Below are 19,003 nucleotides of genomic sequence, written 5' to 3'. Positions count from 1 at the left end.
CTTATCAATAATTAACGGCTGCTAGACCATTGCCTCGTTTGGGCGTTAACCTGGCCTGGCTATCTGTAATGAGAACTGTATAGTTAGTGTTTCCACTCCCTCTGTTGCTTATTCCACAGACAAAGCCTGAGTTTGTGTGACTGTTATCGGAAATGCTCAGCGCCCATGAGCCAGCCTGCGAACATTGATATGCTGAAAACTCTGGACTTGGAGCGTGGATAATAAACGTATTGGTGATTTGCGCCTTATTATTTGTGATCAGTATTTTTGTGTCTTGGGGCATGATGTGTATGTTGTACCCTGTGGTATGGGCTTTTGGTACCTTGATAAGCGCGCCTGAGCTCGTTTCTACGAAAACAGGTTTGTCGGATGCGTTGATGACTTGGATATATTGATCGGCCATGGCTGAGGCTGTGCAAATTGCCGCGATGGCTAAAGATAGAAAACGTTTCACGAGGGCTCTCCTTTTGTTATTTTTGGCGAATTTTATCAACTTTGGCACTCTTTTTCAAGGCTTGTGTTTCAGGCGTGTGTTTCAGAGCGTGATATGATGAATGATTTAGAGGTGAATCGATAATGAACAGAAGACTAGGGCGTGTCCCTAAAGTCTCGGTAGGTGCGAAAATCAAGATAATGGTACAAAAGTTAAGGATGGTTTGAGGCGAATATTGAACATATTTAACGAAAAGCATCCTTAATTTTTGCCCATTTTGCTTGGTTTGCAGCCCAGCGACGACGTTAGGGACACGCCCTAATGGGCGCTATCGTGTAAACAATTAGCAGAGACTTAGGAGTAGATAGTGCGTTTAGATATGCAAAGCTTAAGACTAGATCGAGTGGATGATATTAAAAAGGCTCCGTTTGTTCATCTTCAACAGCTCTACGAGTTTGAGTTTTCTTGTATCACGAAAGAAGAGCTGAATCTCGATGGGTTATATGATCAAAATAAAATTATGCAATACTGGAGCCCGTTTGGTTACAATGCTTATATGATTTATGCCGGTGAGCTGCCAGTTGGCTTTGCTGTCATCAATCTTTCAAGCATGATAAATGAAGATAAAGCCACAAGAGATATTGCCGAATTTTTTGTGATGCCGGCTTATAGAAAGTTTGGTGTTGGCAGATGGGCTGCCATAAAACTATTTGATTCGTATAAAACGCAGTGGGAAGTCAGGCAGTTACCGGGCTTGGATTATGCGAAAGCTTTCTGGGAGTCTGTGATCCGTGACTATACGCAGGGTAATTTTGAGAGCCTGGTGCTCGATGAACCAAGTTGGAAAGGCTATCTCCAAAGGTTTTCTTCATTATGAGTAAAGCGCGTTACACAGGAACTTGCCATTGTAAAAAAGTCAGGTTTGTGTGTGAGTTGGAATTAAAACAGCCCATGGTGTGTAATTGCTCTTACTGTGCGATCCGTAACGTTGTTCACCACGTGGCAGATAATTTACGTATCACATCAGGTGAGGGTGATTTAAGCTGTTATCGCTTTAATACAATGAAAGGCGAGCATTATTTCTGCCGGCATTGTGGTGTCTATATTTATTTAATTCCCTCTGAGCCTTTATTTCCTTGCTGTGTTAATTTGTGCGCGCTGGATGATTGTGACTGGCGATCGCTGCCGTTAAAGGTGTTTGACGGGAAGGCGATTTGATCTATGATTCGTTTTGATTTTGCAAGGTGAAAGCTTATGGTATTTATATTCAACGTATTAACCAAAGAATCGGCAAGAGAAGCGTTTTTAAATTCTTTTGAAATGATGAAAACTGTGCCGGGTTTTCAGGGCATCAAGCTTTATCAAAATCAGGATGATAAGCATAAATTCACCTGTGTTGAGCATTGGGATACTCGAGAAAGTCATTCGCAGCATATTGAAGAGATCACACCTGAGATCAGTGAAACTTGGCTGAGTTTGCTGGCTGGCAAGCCTGAGATTCTGGGTTTTTTTGATGATGTGAAGTCAATTGGTATTGTTTAATTTTGATGTCGCTGCTTGCAAAACACGACAACTCGGGTTATCAGTCTTAAGCGGGCATATGTTAACCAAAACTGGCTTGGTGGGGCTTGATGTGGATTTTTTGAGGAGTGTGTTATGAAACGACAAGTATGCAAGGCTACTCTGTTTTTTTTGATGCCATTATGTGGTTTTTCTGCATCTTTGCACTCAATGAGTAAGGCGCAGATAGAGAGCGTGTTTCTGAATAAAACGTATACATCGGTGCCTATCGATAATTTAAATGGAAAAACGGTGAAGGATAGCAATATTTTCTACTTGGGTGCGAAAGGACACGCGGTGAGTAAGATGGGTATAAAGCCTAAGGGCGAGCCGCAGGTTGATACAGGTCATTACAGTATTACCAAAGATGGGACGGTGTATGTGCAATGGAAGCATTGGGATTTTAAAAAGCGTTTATGCTTTCATGTGTATGAAACGAAAAATGCGTATCTCTTTATTGATTGCCAGCAGGTATTTCACAGTGCTTTTATGAAGTCGGCTGTGAAGCCGGGCAATGACATTTTATCGGCTAATGTCATTGCGAGCGAACAGCAGTGAGCGCGGCAATCTGGCTCATTAATCTGGAGATTGCCACGTCGCTTCGCTCCTCGCAAAGACGTTGCTACCCAAGACGGTTGCTACGTTTGTTTCGTTTTTATTCGTGCATGTAGCCTGGGTTGAGCGAAGGGATAACCCGGGGTTACACGCGTCTTATGTGAAAATAGTAGGGAAAAGTAGAGAGTGACTGCGCGTTTCTGGGCTGAAATTTACGATCCTTCAACAGGTAGGAAATATCGATTCGAAGAGCATGTTCATGATGGATATGGTGAGCTGGTCGTCGCTGATTCTGGCAATGATGATAACGATGATGAGCTAGGATTTTTGGACGATGGCGACCCCTTAGACTCGGATACTGAAGAATTTGTCGGAACGTCTTCAGAAGGTTATAGGCTGTTTATTAGGCAGATTCAGTCCACCGGTTTGCTTTCTGTTGCCGCTGAAAACTTAGAAAAGCTAAACGAGGCAGAGACTTACCTTTGGTTTCGTGTCGCACTGGACGATCAGCCTATTAAAGATGCTGTTTGGATTCGTGTAAACAAAATCATTCATTCACCGGTTGTAGAAGGCCCAGATCATCACTATGTGCCGTATAAAATTTATGGCGAAGTTGATTTAAAAAGGGTGTTTCCCCATCGCCATACTGGTGCGCTGTATATTACTGGTCTGAATGATCAGCACAGCGTTTCTGATCGTTTACTTGTTTTAACAGAGGCCCTGACGGCTTATGATGATCAAGACTGTTTGTTATCGCCGGATGATTTTAAACAGGCATTTGAGACCATGAGCGATGTGTTTAGGGCGCAAAAAAACATGCTCTTTAAACAAGACCACTATAAGGCAGCGTTAAAAAAAGTCGCTTTCTTTGCGATTGAGGCGGCTCGATTTAATCATGCTGAATTTGCTGTTCAGAACATGCTGTGTGGCAATTATTCTCCAGAATATCAATCCTGGCTCTTTTGGCGGGGTATTATTCTAAACTATAAAAAGATAAGTCAGCACCTGGAAAAGGTTCAACACAGAAACCTAGAGACGCTGTTAGCAATGGGTATTCCCGTGCTTGCGAACCTCAAGCTGTCAATCCATTTATGCCGCACATATCCGACTTTCTTTATGGCACTTTCACCTAGTAGTAAGCCACAGCCGCCGAGCAGATCGTTAGACGCTATAGAAGAAAACGATGAATACTATGAGATCGAAAAAAGTATTTTGACAGATTATTACCTGAGCCGCCCTGGGCTTTATGAGTCGAGAGAAGGCATGCCGTTCCCTGAAGATTTGGTTACGCATGATCAGCAAGTTGCTTATCAGCGTAAGCAGTTTGACCGCATACCAGAACGGGCCTTAGAGCTTATAAAGTATCTTTTAAATGTAAGAGAAATGAAGAGGCGCTTTGAGTCGAGCTAAGATGCTGAAGTGTTAGCGCTTTTAAATTTACAAGACTGTGTGATACGAAGAGACGCCTTATTCCACAGCCTCTTTCAGCGCCGTTCTTTCCAGGCGCTGCTGGATCGCTTCCAGCGATTGCCCTTTGGTTTCATGCAGGAAAATATAGGCACTTAAGAAATACAAAAAGGTGAAAAACGCAAAGAGGCTGTACGTGGCGGTCATGCCGATGGCGTGCGCGACCGATAAAAACACGCTGGATAATAGTGCTGCAGCCAATGAATTGAAAAACAAACACAAGGAAATCGCTTTGCCGCGCACTTTGGTGGGCAGAGATTCTGAAATCACGAGCCACACCACAACACCTGGGCCTAAGCCGTAAAATAAGATGTATGCGAGTAGGCCGTAGACTGAGTGGACCGCTAAGGTGTAGCCCGTAGGGTAAACATGGTTCACATACGCCAAATACACATCGCATAATACTAGGCCGAGCGTGCCTAAGCACAATAAAAATTTGCGGCCTAATACATCAATCAAGGAGAGCGCGATTAAGGTAAATACAAATTGCACCGCGCCAATGCCGACTGTGGCGATCATTGTGGTGGCTTGGGATGACATCCCGGCCGATTGAATCACCGTGGGCGCATATTGCAAAATGATATTCACGCCAGTGAGCTGATTGCTCACGGCAATAAAGACGGCTAAGCACAAGGCTGGAAAATATTGTTTGTTGAATAAGGTGTGCCAGCGTGAGGAGGTGCGTTGGCCGCAGCGTTGTATGGCTTCAATTTCAATCTCAACGCGTGATTCGCCATGGATCTTACGAATGACGTTCGCGGCGTGTTTCAAGCGACGGTGCACAACTAGCCAGCGTGGTGTTTCAGGCAACATGATCATACTGAAAAACAAAATACCGGTAGGGATGTAAATCATGGCGAACATGCTGCGCCAGTCGCCGCTGCCTGTGAATGCTTTGTCGACGATGTAGGCGAGCAAAATGCCGAGTGTTAAGAAAATTTGAAAGAGGGTGACGGCGCGGCCGCGAAGTTTGGCCGGCGCCGTTTCCGACAAATATAAAGGCACAGCGACTGCAATGATACCCACGCCAATGCCGAGCAATAAACGGGCTAAGAGAAGTGCAATAAAACTTTTGGCAGTGAGGATAAACAATAAGCCCACGGCAAACACCACGCAGGCGACCAGTATCATCGTGCGTCGGCCAAAACGATCCGCTAGGCTGCCGGTGATCAGTGTGCCAATAAGGCCGCCGAATAAGACGGCACCCACGATAATTTCGGTTTGGCTGCGAGTGAGCGCAATGCTTTGTTTGATGAAGAGGAGTGCGCCTGAGATAACGCCAATGTCGTAGCCATAGAGCACGCCGCCCATGCCAGCACAAATGAGTGTAACCCAGATAAAGAGTGTTTTATTCATAGCTTAGTATCACGGCCGTTTCAGAACGATACGGCATTAGAGCGGATTTTGCCGGGCTTGTAAAATAAAACCGCCCGGCGGTGATTTAGTGTTGCTCGTCGCTGTCAGCGTTTTCTAGTTCGTTTTGATTAAGTAAGGGAAGATTGCTCAGTTCTGTATCTTGGGCGTTGCCATTAAAGTTAGCGTCGCTCAGCGGGTTTATCTAGGCGTGTTTTTCTAATAATTCAAGCTTGCATTGGCTTGGAAAGCTCTCGTTTCGCATCACCGGCACTTTCGGCCAATGTTTACCATACAGCTCATAATAGGTTTGTGCTAAATGCTTGGCCCGGCGGATCTCGTGATCAGTGAGTTGCTTGCTGATGGCGGTGACAAATTCGGCTTGTTGCTGAATCAAAAAGTTTTGCTTGTCGCGATGCTTGAGTTGGTACAGCGCTAAATAAGCCCAGGTATAGGCTTTGACTTTGTCGGCGTCATGATCGCTGCGTTGGTCGTCGAGATACACCAGGCTTAAGGTGTTTTGGTAGGCGACCAGGCCTTGTTTGGCACAGTCACGAATTTTCGGTAAAGGTTGCTCGAGCAGGGCAGTCATGAACTTGCTGCGCTCTAGTTGTGTGGCAAAGCCGGTGGATAAGGCCAATGTGGCGATGATGAAACATCCGATATGAAAAAAACGCATAAACTCTCCTTGAGCGACTTGAAAAGCATACGGTCAAAGTGCTAGTATTGCAAAGTTTTGCGTGAAATTTCGCTTAAAAATCAATAGCTTTCTTTAGGGAAGACGTTCAGTATAGCGAAGCACCCAAAGCTTGGCAAGCACTTTTGAGGAGAGAGAATGAATACAGCACAAGCATCCTTAAACGCCGAGACCTTCGCTGTTAAATCCACGGCAAAAGCTTGGTTGGTGTGTTTAAGTGCCTCGCTGTTCTTCTTTTACGAGTTCGTGCAGATCATGATGTTTAACAGCATCAACCCCAGTTTGATGCGCGCTTTTCATGTCACTGCCACAGCCACCGGCCAAATTTCGGCAGCCTATTTCATTGCAAACATACTCTTCATGTTCCCAGCGGGCATGATTCTAGATCGTTTTTCCACGAAAAAAATCATTCTCACCGCCATGGTCACTTGCGTGATCGGTACGGTGTTGTTCTCTTTTTCGCAGAGTGTGGCGCAGGCGAGCATCTGCCGCTTTATCACCGGTATTGGCGGATCGTTTCCGTTTCTGTGCTGCTTGCGTTTGGCCTCACGATGGTTTCCGCCGCGGCGTTTAGCTTTGGTCAGCGGTATCACGGTGACCGTGGCCATGCTTGGTGGGGTGACCGGTCAAACTCCGCTGACGTTTTTGATTGATCATTTGGGTTGGCGCCACGCGCTGTTGGTGGATGCCTTGGTTGGCGCCGTATTCACAGCGATTATTTTTATCAATGTCAGCGATTACCCCAAAGGCATGAAAGAAGCGGTGCTTAAGCAAGCGCGCTCCTTGAATGTTTGGCGCATGATTGGCAACACACTTAAAAATAAACAAAACTGGTATTTTGGTTTATACACCTGCTTTTTAAATTTGCCGATTATGATTTTAGGCGCGATTTGGGCGGGTTTGTATCTCACGCAAGTCTTTGGGCTGTCGCAAACGCAAGCTTCTTTGGTCACGAGCATGATCTTCTTCGGCACGATTTTTGGCGGTCCGGCCGTAGGTTTGCTGTCTGATATGCTGGGACGTCGATTGTTGCCCATGAAAGTCTGTGGTTTTATTTCTTTGGTGTTAATGCTCGTTTTAATCTTCGATACACAGTTAAGTTTTACAGGTTTGATGGTTTTATACTTCTTGCTGGGTTTTGTCACCAGCTCGCAAGTGATCAGCTATCCTGCGATTGCCGAAAGCAATCCGCACAGCTTAGCGGGCAGTGCGTTAGGTTTTGCTTCTGTATTGATCATGCTGGGCCCTGCGATTTTCCAGCCGCTGTTTGGTTGGCTGTTGGATCTTCATTGGTCCCATCATCTTATCGCCGGTGTGCCACAATATGGCCTGACTGACTTTCGTGTCGCGCTCATGATTTTGCCTTTCAGTTTTATCGTTGGCACCGTGTTGTGTTACTTCGCGCGCGAAACACACGGCCGACATTTGAGTAGTGATCACAGCAATAACCAGGAGTATTAAATGGCTCATATTAGCACCACGCCGCATCATCGCCACTTCGCCTATTCGTGGCGATCTTGGGTGGTGGTATTAACCGCGGCCTTGTTCTTTTTCTTTGAATTCATTCAAATGAATATGTTTAACGCGATTGCCCCAAGCTTGATTGCAAGCTACAAGGTCAACGCAGCAGCACTCGGCAATTTATCCGCGATGTATTTTTACGGTAATGTGCTGTTTCTGATTCCGGCAGGCATTTTACTCGATCGATTTTCCACGCGTCGCTTGCTCCTTACTGCGATCACCACTTGTGTGATATGTACCTATCTATTCGCCTTTTCCAGTAGTTTAGAACTGGCCGGCTTCTTTCGTTTAATCACGGGCATGGGCAGTACGTTTTGTATGCTAAGTGCGGTGCGCTTAGCCTCACGTTGGTTCCCGCCGAATAAAATCGCGCTGGTCATTGGCTTGGTGGTGACCATGGCCATGGCGGGCGGCATGCTCGCGCAAACCCCGCTGGCGTTGATGGTCCATGCAGTCGGTTGGCGTCATGCGGTAACGATTAATGCGACACTTGGCGTGTTTTTTATTGTGATTATCGCTTTGTGCGTACGTGATTATCCTTCCAGCATTCGTGAAGCCCAAATCGAAGAGCGCCAGCAGTTAAAAGCACTGGGGTTCTGGACGAGTTTTGCCATGGCCTTGAAAAACCCACAAAATTGGTTGGCGGGTTTGTTCACGAATTTTTTAAGTTTTCCGGTGATTATTTTGGGCGCTGCCTGGGGTAGCTTGTATTTAATGCATGTACACGGCTTGTCGCATATACAAACCACGAATATCACACAGATGATTTTCTTAGGGATGATCGTCGGCTCACCGTTGATGGGTTTTATTTCCGATAAGTTAGCGCGGCGTAAATTGCCGATGATTTTAGGCGCGATTTTAACCTTGCTCATTATGCTTTGGATTATTCTGGATACGCATTTATCCATACCGGGCCTAATGGTGCTGTTTTTCTTGTTGGGTTTACTGTCTGGTGTACAGGTGATTACCTATCCTTTGATTGTCGAGAGTAACCCACGAAAAATTACAACCACGGCAGAAGGTTTAACGTGTATGTTAGTGATGTCAGCCGGTCTTTTTCAACCCGTGTTTGGTTGGCTGATTGACCTGACGTGGGATGGCGCACGCAACCATGGCGTGCCGGTTTATACCGCGCATAATTTTCAGGTGGCGATTTGGTTATTACCTGCGGTGTTTTTAGTCGCCTTGTGCCTCGCGTTTTTCTTGAAAGAAACGCGATGTGCTTCGGTGGATTAGCGGTTTCTGGTCAATGTCATTGCGAGCGAACGATAGTGAGCGTGGCAATCTTTTGAATTAACCTGGAGATTGCTTCGTCGCTACGCTCCTCGCAAAGACGGTACTAGGTGGTGTTAAAATCACAATTCCACTTGATTTTTGTCAATTCACCACCATCTTATAAGTAATAGAATGTAACGATTCGGCAAGGAGCAACACAATGCGAATTGATAAATTTACCAGTAAATTTCAACAAGCCTTAAGCGATGCACAATCGCTGGCGCTATCCAAAGACAGCGGCTTTATCGAGCCTGTGCATTTAATGCAGGTGTTTTTAGACGATCAAACCAGTACGGTAGGGCATGTGCTCACCCTGGCGGGTGTGAACGTGGCGAACTTGCGCAGCAAGGTGACGGAGAGCGTGAATGCGCTGCCGAAAGTGCAAGGCACGCCCGGGGATATTCATGTCTCGAATGAATTGGGTCGTGTCTTGAATGTATGCGATCAACTGGCCACGAAGCAAAAAGACCAGTTTATCTCTAGCGAATTATTTGTGCTTGCCGTCATGGAAGCTGGGGGCAGCTTGGCTGACTTGCTAAAACGTGCCGGTCTTGATAAGAAAAAATTGCAAGCCGCGATTGATAATGTCCGCCAGGGTGAGACTGTCAACGATGCTTCGGCAGAAGATCAACGCCAAGCGTTGGATAAATACACCGTTGATTTAACCGAGCGCGCGCGTAACAACAAGCTCGACCCTGTGATTGGTCGTGATGATATTATTCGCCGTGTGATTCAAGTTTTGCAGCGTCGTACCAAAAATAATCCTGTGTTGATTGGTGAGCCGGGTGTGGGTAAAACCGCGATCGTCGAAGGCTTGGCGCAGCGTATTATCAACGGCGAAGTCTCTGAAGGTTTGCGTAATAAGCGGGTTTTGTCTTTAGATATGGGCGCACTCATTGCCGGTGCGAAATTTCGTGGTGAGTTTGAAGAGCGCTTGAAAGCCGTGCTGAATGATTTGGCTAAGCAAGAAGGTCAGGTGATTTTATTTATCGATGAAATCCACACCATGGTTGGTGCCGGTAAAGCCGATGGCGCGATGGATGCGGGCAATATGTTAAAGCCAGCTTTAGCGCGCGGCGAACTTCACTGTATTGGCGCGACCACCTTAGACGAATACCGCCAGTATTTGGAGAAAGATGCCGCGCTTGAACGTCGTTTCCAAAAAGTGATGGTGGATGAGCCCAGCACAGAAGATGCGATTGCGATCCTGCGCGGTTTGAAAGAGCGTTATGAGTTGCACCATGGCGTGCAAATCACAGACCCTGCGATTATCGCGGCGGTCACCTTATCGCATCGCTACATTACGGATCGTCAATTGCCGGATAAAGCGATTGACCTCATCGATGAAGCGGCCAGCCGTATTCGTATTGAAATCGACTCCAAACCGGAAACCTTGGACAAGCTCGACCGTCGTTTGATTCAGCTTAAAATGGAGCGCGAAGCACTGAAAAAAGAAGACGATGAAGCGTCGAAAAAACGTTTAGGCGATTTAAGTGACCAAATCAAAACGCTGGAAAAAGAATACAGTGATTTAAACGAGGTCTGGCAGTCTGAAAAAGCCTCGCTAAAAGGCACGCGCCATATTAAAGAGGCGATAGAGCTTGCGCGCCAAGACATGGAAAACGCGCGTCGCCAAGGTGATTTGAGTAAAATGGCTGAAATCCAATACGGCAAATTACCCGAGCTTGAAAAACAATTGGCCTCAGCTGAACATAGCGAGCCCAAAGAAACACACATGATTCGAAACCGTGTGACAGCCGAAGAAATTGCCGATGTGGTGTCGCGTTGGACCCACATTCCTGTGAGCAAGCTTTTAGAAGGCGAAAAAGAAAAGCTCTTGCAGATGGAAGATTTTCTGCACAAACGTGTGGTGGGTCAAAATGAAGCGGTGGAGGTGGTGGCCAATGCCATTCGTCGCTCACGGGCTGGATTGTCTGACCCTAAACGGCCGATTGGATCGTTTTTATTTTTGGGTCCAACCGGTGTGGGTAAAACCGAGCTCTGCAAAAGTTTGACCGAGTTTTTGTTTGACGCAGACGATGCCATGGTACGTATCGATATGTCGGAGTTTATGGAAAAACATGCCGTGGCGCGTTTGGTCGGAGCACCGCCAGGCTACGTGGGCTACGAAGAGGGCGGTTATTTGACCGAGCATGTGCGCCGCAAACCGTATTCTTTGGTTTTGCTGGATGAGGTGGAAAAAGCCCACCCCGATGTGTTTAATATTTTGCTTCAAGTGTTGGATGATGGTCGCTTAACGGATGGTCAGGGGCGTACCGTCGATTTTCGCAACACCGTGATTGTGATGACCTCAAACTTAGGCTCTGATCGCATTCAAGCCATGGCCGGCGAGCCGTATGAGACGATGAAGTCGGCTGTGATGGAGGTGGTTTCACAACACTTTAGGCCTGAGTTTGTTAACCGTATCGATGATACCGTCGTCTTTCATGCGCTGGACCAAGCCCAGATTGATGCGATTGCGACCATTCAGCTCGATGGCCTTCGAAAACGCTTGGCGCAGAAAGAAATTACCCTTGAAATTAGCGATGAAGCCCTGCACACTGTCGCTAAAGCGGGGTTTGACCCGGTGTATGGCGCAAGGCCGCTGAAGCGCGAAATTCAGCAAGCCATTGAAAACCCATTGGCCAATGCTTTGCTCAAAGGCGTATTTCAAGCGGGCGACACCATCAAACTTAAGCTAAAAGATAAAACATTGGTGTTTGAAAAAGGGTAAAGGGGGAAATTATGAAACGTTACGCACATGTACTGGCCGCGGTGGATTTGGCGGAAAACAGTGAGAAAGTGGTTGCGCATGCCAAAGAAATGGCGGCCTTGTTCGGCGCGAAAGTCAGTTTGATTCATGTTGTTGAGCCCTTGCCGGGTTATGGGTATGCCTTTGTTGCGCCCAATGATATTGAATCTGAGCTGTATGAAGAAGCCAAAAAACAGTTGGCTAAGCTGGCTGATGAATTTGGCATAGACCCTGCGAATATCTCTGTGGATATGGGGCCTGCAAAAGTGCAAATCCTTGGAAAAGCCGAAGAGGGCAAGGTGGACTTGATTGTTGTCGGTACACACAAGCATCTATTCTTGGGTGTGTTGGGTTCTACGGCGAATGCGATTATCCATAACGCGAAGTGCGATGTCTTGACCTTCAGGGTTGATCAGGATGCGTAAGTTCTGGACATGGGCGCTGTTTTTATTCAGCGCCTTTTTCTTTGTGATGGCCACCTACTATTTGGTGTTGCTTATCAAGCTACCGCACCAGCTCGCCATTTATCTTTTATACCGTGTTGTGGCCGGTTATTTTCTTGCGTTTGTCTTGTTCATTATCGGCGCCCGTACTCGAAAACGTAAGCAGCGCCGAATTTTTAAATAAAAAAAGTGTAGGAAAATCCATGCCCGTTCAGCGCCGCTTTAGCGCCTTATCTCTTTTGTTCATGGCCATCGGTGGTATGGTGGGTTCTGGTTGGTTATTCGGCCCTTTGTATGCAGCACAATTTGCCGGCCCTTCGGCCTTCATCGCTTGGGTGGTTGGCGGTGTTTTGATGATGATTATTGCGCTCACGTTTTCAGAGCTTGCGGCGATGTTACCCTTTTCTGGCGCAATGGCACGTTTTGTGCAATTCAGCCACGGTTCGTTTTCGAGCTTTACACTAACGTGGGTTGCCTGGCTGGCTGCTGTGGTGGTCGCGCCCATTGAAACCATGGCCATGCTGCAATACGCGTCAACGTATATTCCTTGGCTTATGCAGGCTGATCCTAGCGGCGTTGGGCATACTCTAACTGCGCAGGGCGGTGTTGTGGCCGCCATCGTGATGCTCATCATGTGTTATGTGAATACCTTGGGCGCTAAAGTGTTTTCCAAAACGAATAACACGGTGATTATTTGGAAACTCGCGATTCCTGTCATCACTATTATCGTATTGCTTACTGCACGGTTTCATCCACAAAATTTTGTCAGCCATGGCTTTTTTGCCGGCGGCATTAAAGGCTTGCTGCATGCCTTGCCAGAAGCGGGTGTGATTTTTTCCTTCATTGGTTATAGCCCGGCCATTCAACTAGCGGGCGAAGCTAAAAATCCACAGCGTGCCATTCCTTGGTCGGTGTTAGGGGCAATTTTCTTTTGTATTGTGATGTTTGTCTTGTTGCAGATCGCGTTTGTGGCCGCCATACCCGGCAGCTCGATTGCTAACGGTTGGCATGCCTTAAGTTTTAGCGATGACGCAGGTCCTGTGGCCGGTTTGTTAACAATGCTCGGCTTTTTAGGCTTTGTGAAGTTATTGTATATCGACGCGGTGATTTCACCGTTGGGTACGGGCTTTATTTATACCGCTTCAACGGCCCGCTTGAATTACGCCATGAGTCAAAATGGGTATATGCCGAAGTTTTTACAAGCGCTGAATAAGCAGCATATGCCGCACAAAGCAATCTGGCTCAATTTTGCGGTCGGCATGGTGTTTTTCGCGCCGTTTCCCGGTTGGCAAAAAATGGTGAGCTTTTTGGTGTCATGCTTTGTGTTGTCCTACGCCATTGGCCCGATAGCGCTGGTGACGCTACGCACAAAATTACCGAATCAACACCGGCCATTTCGCTTGCCCTGTGCTGCATTGTTGAGTTTTCTTGCCTTTTATATTTGTAATTTAATTGTGTATTGGACAGGCTGGCCGGTGATTTCCAAAATGCTGTTGGTGATTGGTATTGGATATGTTGTTTTGCTGGTGTCCAATCGTGGTGTGCTTAAGGGCTTTGATTTCAGGCACGGTGTTTGGCTGCTGTTTTATTTAGCCGGTTTGGGGCTCATCTCTTATTTTGGCGCCTTTTCGGGGCGTAATGTTCTGACGTTTGGCTGGGATTTTCTCGTGATCGCCTTGTTTAGTCTGGCCATCTTCATTTGGGCGTATGCCTCCAGAAGCGGGCCTATCGACCCTGCCGAACTTGCGGTCCTGGAAGATTGACGTGTTCATTTTTGGCTGATCTTTGCGAGCTTCGCTGGCCTTTTGATCTATTTGCCGGTACAATGCGCCCGATTTTTGAACAAACTGGGTGAATAATTATGGCAACTGAACGTACTTTATCTATCATCAAGCCCGATGCTGTGGCGAAAAATGTGATCGGCGAGATCATCGCACGCTTTGAAAAAGGTGGCTTGAAAGTGGTGGCCGCGAAAATGATGCATCTATCGCGCGAGCAAGCCGAAGGCTTTTATGCGGTACACAAAGAGCGTCCGTTCTTCAATGACCTGGTGGATTTCATGATTTCCGGCCCTGTGGTCGTGCAGGTTTTGGAAGGCGATAACGCCATCATGAAAAACCGTGAAATTATGGGCGCAACGAATCCAGCCGAAGCGGCCGAGGGCACAATACGCCGTAACTTTGCTGATAGCATTGGTGAGAATGCTGTCCACGGTTCGGATGCCGCTGACACCGCCAAAGAAGAGATTGCGTTCTTCTTTGCGGCTGATGAATTGTGTGCGCGCACACGGTAATTTTTTGTAGCCCTTAATTTGAGTTGTAGCCTGGCTTGACGAGCAAAGCGAGGATAACCCGGGGAATAAAACCCGGATTATCTCTCGCCGTGGCACTTACAGTGCAACGGCGGATCAATCCAGGCTGCATTGTATGGCTAATGTCATTGCGAGCGAACGCCAGTGAGCGTGGCAATCTTTTGAATTAACCTGGAGATTGCCGCGTCGCTACGCTCCTCGCAAAGACGTTGCTACCCAAGGCGGTTGCTACATTTTATGATAATGTCATTGCGAGCGAACGCCAGTGAGCGTGGCAATCTTTTGAATTAACCTGGAGATTGCCGCGTCGCTACGCTCCTCGCAAAGACGGTTCCTGTATCCACAATCGATATTTAAAACGAGTTAAAGCTTCATCATGTCAAACACAGTCAATCTCTTAAACTTCGACCTTGAGGGGCTTGCTGCTTGGCTTCAAAGCTTGGGCGAGAAACCGTTTCGTGCGAAACAATTGTTTCAATGGATTCATCAATTCGGCGAAACCGATTTCGACAAAATGAGCAATATCAGCAAACCGCTGCGCGCGCTGCTTAAAGCAAAAACTCATATTGCTGCACCTAAGATCATTACGCATCAATTTGCCAGCGATGGCACTGAGAAGTGGCTTTTAGAGCTCGATGATAAAAACGCCTTTGAAATGGTCTATATCCCCGAAGATGATCGCGGTACGCTGTGTGTGTCATCACAAGTGGGCTGTGGTTTGAATTGCAGCTTTTGCTCAACGGCCAGGCAAGGGTTTAACCGCAATTTAAGTTTGGGTGAAATCATCGGTCAAGTGTGGCTGGCGGTGCGCGAGTTGTCCGATGATAACGGCAAGCACGATAAAAAGGTCACGAACGTGGTAATGATGGGCATGGGTGAGCCTTTGCTCAATTACGAGCCTGTCGTAAAAGCCATGAAAATCATGCGCCATGATTTAGCTTATGGCTTGTCGAAATACCGTGTAACCTTGAGCACCTCAGGCGTATTGCCCGCCATGAAAAAATTGAAAGAAGACACGGATGTGGCACTTGCGCTGTCACTGCATGCGCCGACCGATGCGCTTCGCGATGTATTGGTGCCCATCAATAAAAAATACCCGCTCAAAGCGCTCTTGGCTTTTTGTGAAACCTATTTTGATCAAGAGCGTCGGCGCAAAGTTACGATGGAATACGTGATGCTCAAAGGGGTGAACGACAGCCTTGAGCAAGCCCGCGAGCTTGCAAACCTTTTAAAACGCGTGCCCTGCAAGGTAAATTTAATTCCATTTAACCCGTTTCCCAATACCTTGTACCAATGTTCTGATCGTAAGCAGATTTTAGCCTTTCGTGATGTTTTGGTGGAGCAGGGCATTATCACCACGACTCGCAGAACACGCGGCGAGGATATTGATGCTGCGTGCGGGCAGCTAGCGGGTAAAGTCGACGATATCACGCGCCGCAAAGAAAAAGACTTGATTCATAAACGCGTTGTAATACACTTAGATTCTCTTAACGATTAATTTTCCACGATGAAACGATTATCCCTGGCGTTATTGTGCTTGGGCCTGTGCGCGTGCGCGCCCAATACACCGCCCAAATCAGAAATGATCTACGCACAACTTGCGCGCGATTATATTGGACAAGGCGACTGGGCTTTGGCACACATAAAATTAAACGATTTGCGCGCGATTCAACCCACGCCCGCGGTGTATTACAGTTTGTCGGCCTATTTGGCCCAAAAAGAAGGGCGCGAGGATGAGGTTGCCGGTTTTTATACCGCAGGTTTAGCGCAATACCCTGATAATGTCGCTTTGTTGAATAATGAAGGGGTGTGGTTGAGCCGTCACGGACAAGCTATCAAGGCCATGGCGTGTTTTAAACACGCCTTGCGCTTTGCTTTACCACAGGAGGCGGTGCATATTCGCAAGAATATTGCCGGCATTTAGACATTACTCTGGCGTCTGGGCGGTTGCAATCTTGCTTTCTTGGCGTACACTTAACAGACATAATTTAAAGGAGTCACAGTTATGTCATTTAAATTCAAACGGTTAGCCCTGGCCCTCGCGGCGACAACAGTCCTCTCAGTGGGGCTTGTGTCTGCTGTTCCCACTGCAAGCGATACCATAATTAATCTCAATGCCTTTATGGTCAACAAAAACACCAGATCGAATCAACTCAAAAATTTAGTGCAGAAATATAAAACCAGTGGTCTTGCTCAGCGAGAAGATGTGCGCACTGACTTGGTTATCGCGCCTGATGCACCTCAAGAGGCGATGGCTATTTTTATGGGGCCTGATGCAAGAGCGTTTCGTTTTGGCTTCATGTCTGCTGATGTGACTGCGGAAAACAGCGAGGCGGTAGCGGATGTTATGAAAAACCTTAACCCGAAGGCGGTGGCTATGCGGATCAATCAGGGGGCTTTGAGAAAGCTATTCCTGCTGGGGACGGCACTTAAGGCTGATGATAAGCTCACTTATGTCGCATTGAGTGCTCTCCCAGGGGCAACAGCAGCAGATCAAACTAGCGTCGTTAACTTTGTGACAGCGCTTGTGAAGCATAACCACAATCTGCAAAACGTCAGGCTAGGTAACGTTTCTCTGGCAAGCAGACCGGCTACTCGCGGTTTCGTGAACGCTGTGAAGGGGAAGGGAGCTCAGCTAAAGGTATCGGCTGATCAAGCGACAATGGATATGCTAACAGGCGCTGGGCTTCCCAAGTTTAACATCTGCGCTGATGAGTGTGGGGGGGAGGGTCTTCTGCCGTTGATCGATAATAAGATCGACAACCTTGATGGTGTCAGTGTCGATGCCCCCTACGATGCAGCGGACGGACGAGGCCAACGGGTTGGCCAACACGGAGGGATGTTGCCTAGGTACGAAACAGCGAACAGCTCAGCAACACCTGGCAATGGACGGGAGCTAATTGACAACAACGCAAGCGGGCTTTAATCCGTCTAAAAAGCGTTTCTTTACGCGCGTTTGGGGTTCTCTCAAGCGCGCTTTTTATTGCGCCATCATCACGTACCCTGGAGTAGCCTGTATATGGACTCACCCGGATTGTAAAGGATAAAAAACACTCGGTCACAATAAGGTAAAGATTGCATCTGTATATCCGGCATCTAATATTATGGCGCCCCGAAAGGGTGACGCCGAGACCCGCTAAGGTCAAGAAGGGTGAGTCCATTTCATTGGATTAGCGCGAAGCGCGTAATCCGGAGATGAACTTCCCGGGTCACGACCCGGGCTACACAAATTGACGGTAAAGGTGAGAAACATTATCCTTTCGGAAACGTAAGAGGTAAAGAAATGTTGATTGCTATTTCAAAGTATTTAACACCACTAGACGAGGTTGATGTGCATCGTGCAAAACATCATCAATATTTAAAACCACTTTTTGAAAGCAAGAAATTACTCATTGCAGGGCGGCAAAATAATGACTTAGGTGGCGTTATCATTGCTAGAACACTGTCAAAAGAAGAATTTGAACAAATCCTTGCACAAGATCCCTTTACCATGGCGGGGGTATCTAAATACACAATTTACGAATTTACGCCATCATTTTATGATGAATGCTTTGCTAATAGGTTTGAATGTTGATATGGCTTTATTGCTTGCACTTATCGCTTGAATCCGCTACTCGATAAAAAGTGCTTGCTATAAATTAAGGAGTAAACATGGTTACTCGAGTATTTCAAGTTCTATGTGGTGTTATTTTATTTTTTGTTTTTACAAGCGCCTTTTCTGAAACTGTTTTTTACACAAAATCGGGTGCACGATTTCAGCAGGTGAGTCAAAATGCAGAGGGATCGATTAATTGGGTTTTTCTTCCGGGCGGGCCTGGGCTTGGTAGCGAATATTTAAGACCTTTCGTGGATAAGCTTAATTTACCTGGTACTACTTGGCTTTTAGATATGCCGGGAGATGGTTCGAATACACTCGGCGATAGAAAGGTCGATTATAATTACTGGCCGGCAAATCTTGCGAGTGCAGTAAAAACCTTGCCAAATGTGATTTTGGTAGCACATTCATTTGCTGGAATGCTGACGCTCTCATCGCCAGGATTGCAACATCATTTGTTAGGTTTAGTGTTAATTGACACGGCACCTAATCATCAGTGGATGACAAGCAGTAAACCATTTCAGTCAAAAGCGCTACTTAAAGCTCAAAAAGCCTACTTTGCTAATCCGAGCGATCAAACGCTCAAATCATTGACTTTCGCCATGGCGCCTTATTTCTTTTTGGAGAAAGACATGAAAAAAGGGAAAGCGCTATTAAATAATCTCCCGTATAACAACAAAGCGTTTGCTTGGGCGTCTCAATATTTTGATCCTCAATACGAAGCCAAGTGGGCCCCTGAAAAAATACCTGTATTGATTATTACGGGCGCCCAAGATCATTTAACGCCCGTATCGTTATTTGAAAATGACCAGCAATTTCATAGAAAAAACATTCGTATCGTTGTCATACCCAATGCCGCGCATTTTTCTTGGATAGGTCATGTAAAGCTGTTTAATCAGCTGTTCAAAAGGTTTTTCCATACAAGGTAGCCTGTATATGGACTCACCCCCATTGTAAAGGATAAAAAACACTCGGCCACAATAAGGTAAAGATTGCATCTGTATATCCGGCATCTAACCCGAAAGGGTGACGCCAAGACCC

At 46.7% G+C, this 19,003-nt stretch carries 20 protein-coding genes; 17 read left to right on the top strand and 3 right to left on the bottom strand.

Going from position 1 to position 19,003, the window contains the following annotated elements; all coding sequences use genetic code 11:
* Positions 1–4: 4 nt before the first annotated feature.
* Positions 5–403: a hypothetical protein gene (locus tag COV52_03920; protein PIR11468.1), complete on the bottom strand. Its 399-nt coding sequence runs from the start codon at positions 401–403 to the stop codon at positions 5–7.
* Between the two features lie 397 nt (positions 404–800).
* On the opposite strand from COV52_03920, the gene COV52_03915 reads away from it, so the two are divergent.
* The 5 genes from COV52_03915 (at position 801) to COV52_03895 (ending at position 3,958) form a co-directional block, all read left to right on the top strand.
* Positions 801–1,310: a hypothetical protein gene (locus COV52_03915; GenBank protein ID PIR11467.1), complete on the top strand. Its 510-nt coding sequence runs from the start codon at positions 801–803 to the stop codon at positions 1,308–1,310.
* The gene (locus COV52_03910) at positions 1,307–1,651 is read left to right on the top strand and encodes an aldehyde-activating protein (protein ID PIR11466.1); all 345 of its coding nucleotides are present in this window, start codon (positions 1,307–1,309) and stop codon (positions 1,649–1,651) included. Before COV52_03915 ends, COV52_03910 begins: the two co-directional genes overlap by 4 nt.
* A 36-nt stretch (positions 1,652–1,687) precedes the next feature.
* Complete coding sequence (locus COV52_03905) at positions 1,688–1,975, top strand: hypothetical protein (GenBank protein ID PIR11465.1); 288 nt, start codon at positions 1,688–1,690, stop codon at positions 1,973–1,975.
* Between the two features lie 114 nt (positions 1,976–2,089).
* Positions 2,090–2,551 (top strand): hypothetical protein, encoded by a 462-nt coding sequence (locus COV52_03900; protein PIR11464.1) that lies wholly within the window; start codon positions 2,090–2,092, stop codon positions 2,549–2,551.
* Positions 2,552–2,734: 183 nt separating this feature from the next.
* Positions 2,735–3,958 carry a hypothetical protein gene (locus tag COV52_03895; protein ID PIR11463.1) on the top strand — a complete coding sequence of 408 codons (1,224 nt, stop codon included), beginning with the start codon at positions 2,735–2,737 and terminating at the stop codon, positions 3,956–3,958.
* 57 nt (positions 3,959–4,015) lie between these two features.
* Here COV52_03895 and COV52_03890 read toward each other — a convergent pair whose 3' ends face one another.
* Both COV52_03890 and COV52_03885 read right to left on the bottom strand, forming a co-directional pair.
* Entirely contained in the window at positions 4,016–5,371 is a 1,356-nt protein-coding gene (locus COV52_03890; protein ID PIR11462.1) for an MFS transporter, read from the bottom strand.
* Between the two features lie 202 nt (positions 5,372–5,573).
* Positions 5,574–6,047, bottom strand: a complete 474-nt coding sequence (locus tag COV52_03885) for a hypothetical protein (GenBank protein ID PIR11461.1) — start codon at positions 6,045–6,047, stop codon at positions 5,574–5,576.
* Between the two features lie 156 nt (positions 6,048–6,203).
* Between COV52_03885 and COV52_03880 the strand changes: the two genes are divergently transcribed.
* From COV52_03880 to COV52_03825, 12 genes are all read left to right on the top strand, one after another.
* A complete protein-coding gene (locus COV52_03880; protein PIR11460.1) occupies positions 6,204–7,526 on the top strand; it encodes an MFS transporter in 1,323 nt (440 codons plus the stop codon).
* Positions 7,527–8,822: an MFS transporter gene (locus tag COV52_03875; GenBank protein ID PIR11459.1), complete on the top strand. Its 1,296-nt coding sequence runs from the start codon at positions 7,527–7,529 to the stop codon at positions 8,820–8,822.
* Between the two features lie 199 nt (positions 8,823–9,021).
* Entirely contained in the window at positions 9,022–11,595 is a 2,574-nt protein-coding gene (locus tag COV52_03870; GenBank protein ID PIR11458.1) for an ATP-dependent chaperone ClpB, read from the top strand.
* Between the two features lie 11 nt (positions 11,596–11,606).
* A complete protein-coding gene (locus tag COV52_03865; GenBank protein ID PIR11457.1) occupies positions 11,607–12,038 on the top strand; it encodes a universal stress protein A in 432 nt (143 codons plus the stop codon).
* On the top strand, positions 12,031–12,240 hold the full coding sequence (locus COV52_03860; protein PIR11456.1) for a hypothetical protein: 210 nt from the start codon (positions 12,031–12,033) through the stop codon (positions 12,238–12,240). Before COV52_03865 ends, COV52_03860 begins: the two co-directional genes overlap by 8 nt.
* A 19-nt stretch (positions 12,241–12,259) precedes the next feature.
* Positions 12,260–13,819 (top strand): amino acid permease, encoded by a 1,560-nt coding sequence (locus COV52_03855; protein PIR11455.1) that lies wholly within the window; start codon positions 12,260–12,262, stop codon positions 13,817–13,819.
* A 98-nt stretch (positions 13,820–13,917) separates the two neighbouring features.
* Positions 13,918–14,349 carry a nucleoside-diphosphate kinase gene (locus COV52_03850; protein ID PIR11454.1) on the top strand — a complete coding sequence of 144 codons (432 nt, stop codon included), beginning with the start codon at positions 13,918–13,920 and terminating at the stop codon, positions 14,347–14,349.
* Between the two features lie 394 nt (positions 14,350–14,743).
* The gene (gene rlmN, locus COV52_03845; GenBank protein ID PIR11453.1) at positions 14,744–15,865 is read left to right on the top strand and encodes a 23S rRNA (adenine(2503)-C(2))-methyltransferase RlmN; all 1,122 of its coding nucleotides are present in this window, start codon (positions 14,744–14,746) and stop codon (positions 15,863–15,865) included.
* 9 nt (positions 15,866–15,874) lie between these two features.
* Positions 15,875–16,291, top strand: a complete 417-nt coding sequence (locus tag COV52_03840; protein PIR11452.1) for a hypothetical protein — start codon at positions 15,875–15,877, stop codon at positions 16,289–16,291.
* An 81-nt stretch (positions 16,292–16,372) separates the two neighbouring features.
* Positions 16,373–17,293, top strand: a complete 921-nt coding sequence (locus tag COV52_03835) for a hypothetical protein (GenBank protein PIR11451.1) — start codon at positions 16,373–16,375, stop codon at positions 17,291–17,293.
* A 357-nt stretch (positions 17,294–17,650) separates the two neighbouring features.
* On the top strand, positions 17,651–17,941 hold the full coding sequence (locus tag COV52_03830) for a GTP cyclohydrolase (protein ID PIR11450.1): 291 nt from the start codon (positions 17,651–17,653) through the stop codon (positions 17,939–17,941).
* 77 nt (positions 17,942–18,018) lie between these two features.
* Positions 18,019–18,891: a hypothetical protein gene (locus COV52_03825; GenBank protein ID PIR11449.1), complete on the top strand. Its 873-nt coding sequence runs from the start codon at positions 18,019–18,021 to the stop codon at positions 18,889–18,891.
* The last annotated feature ends 112 nt before the right edge of the window (positions 18,892–19,003 follow it).

The sequence above is a fragment of the Gammaproteobacteria bacterium CG11_big_fil_rev_8_21_14_0_20_46_22 genome (genome assembly GCA_002796245.1).
Classification (GTDB): domain Bacteria; phylum Pseudomonadota; class Gammaproteobacteria; order UBA12402; family UBA12402; genus 1-14-0-20-46-22.
This window is presented reverse-complemented; position numbering and strand designations above follow the sequence as displayed.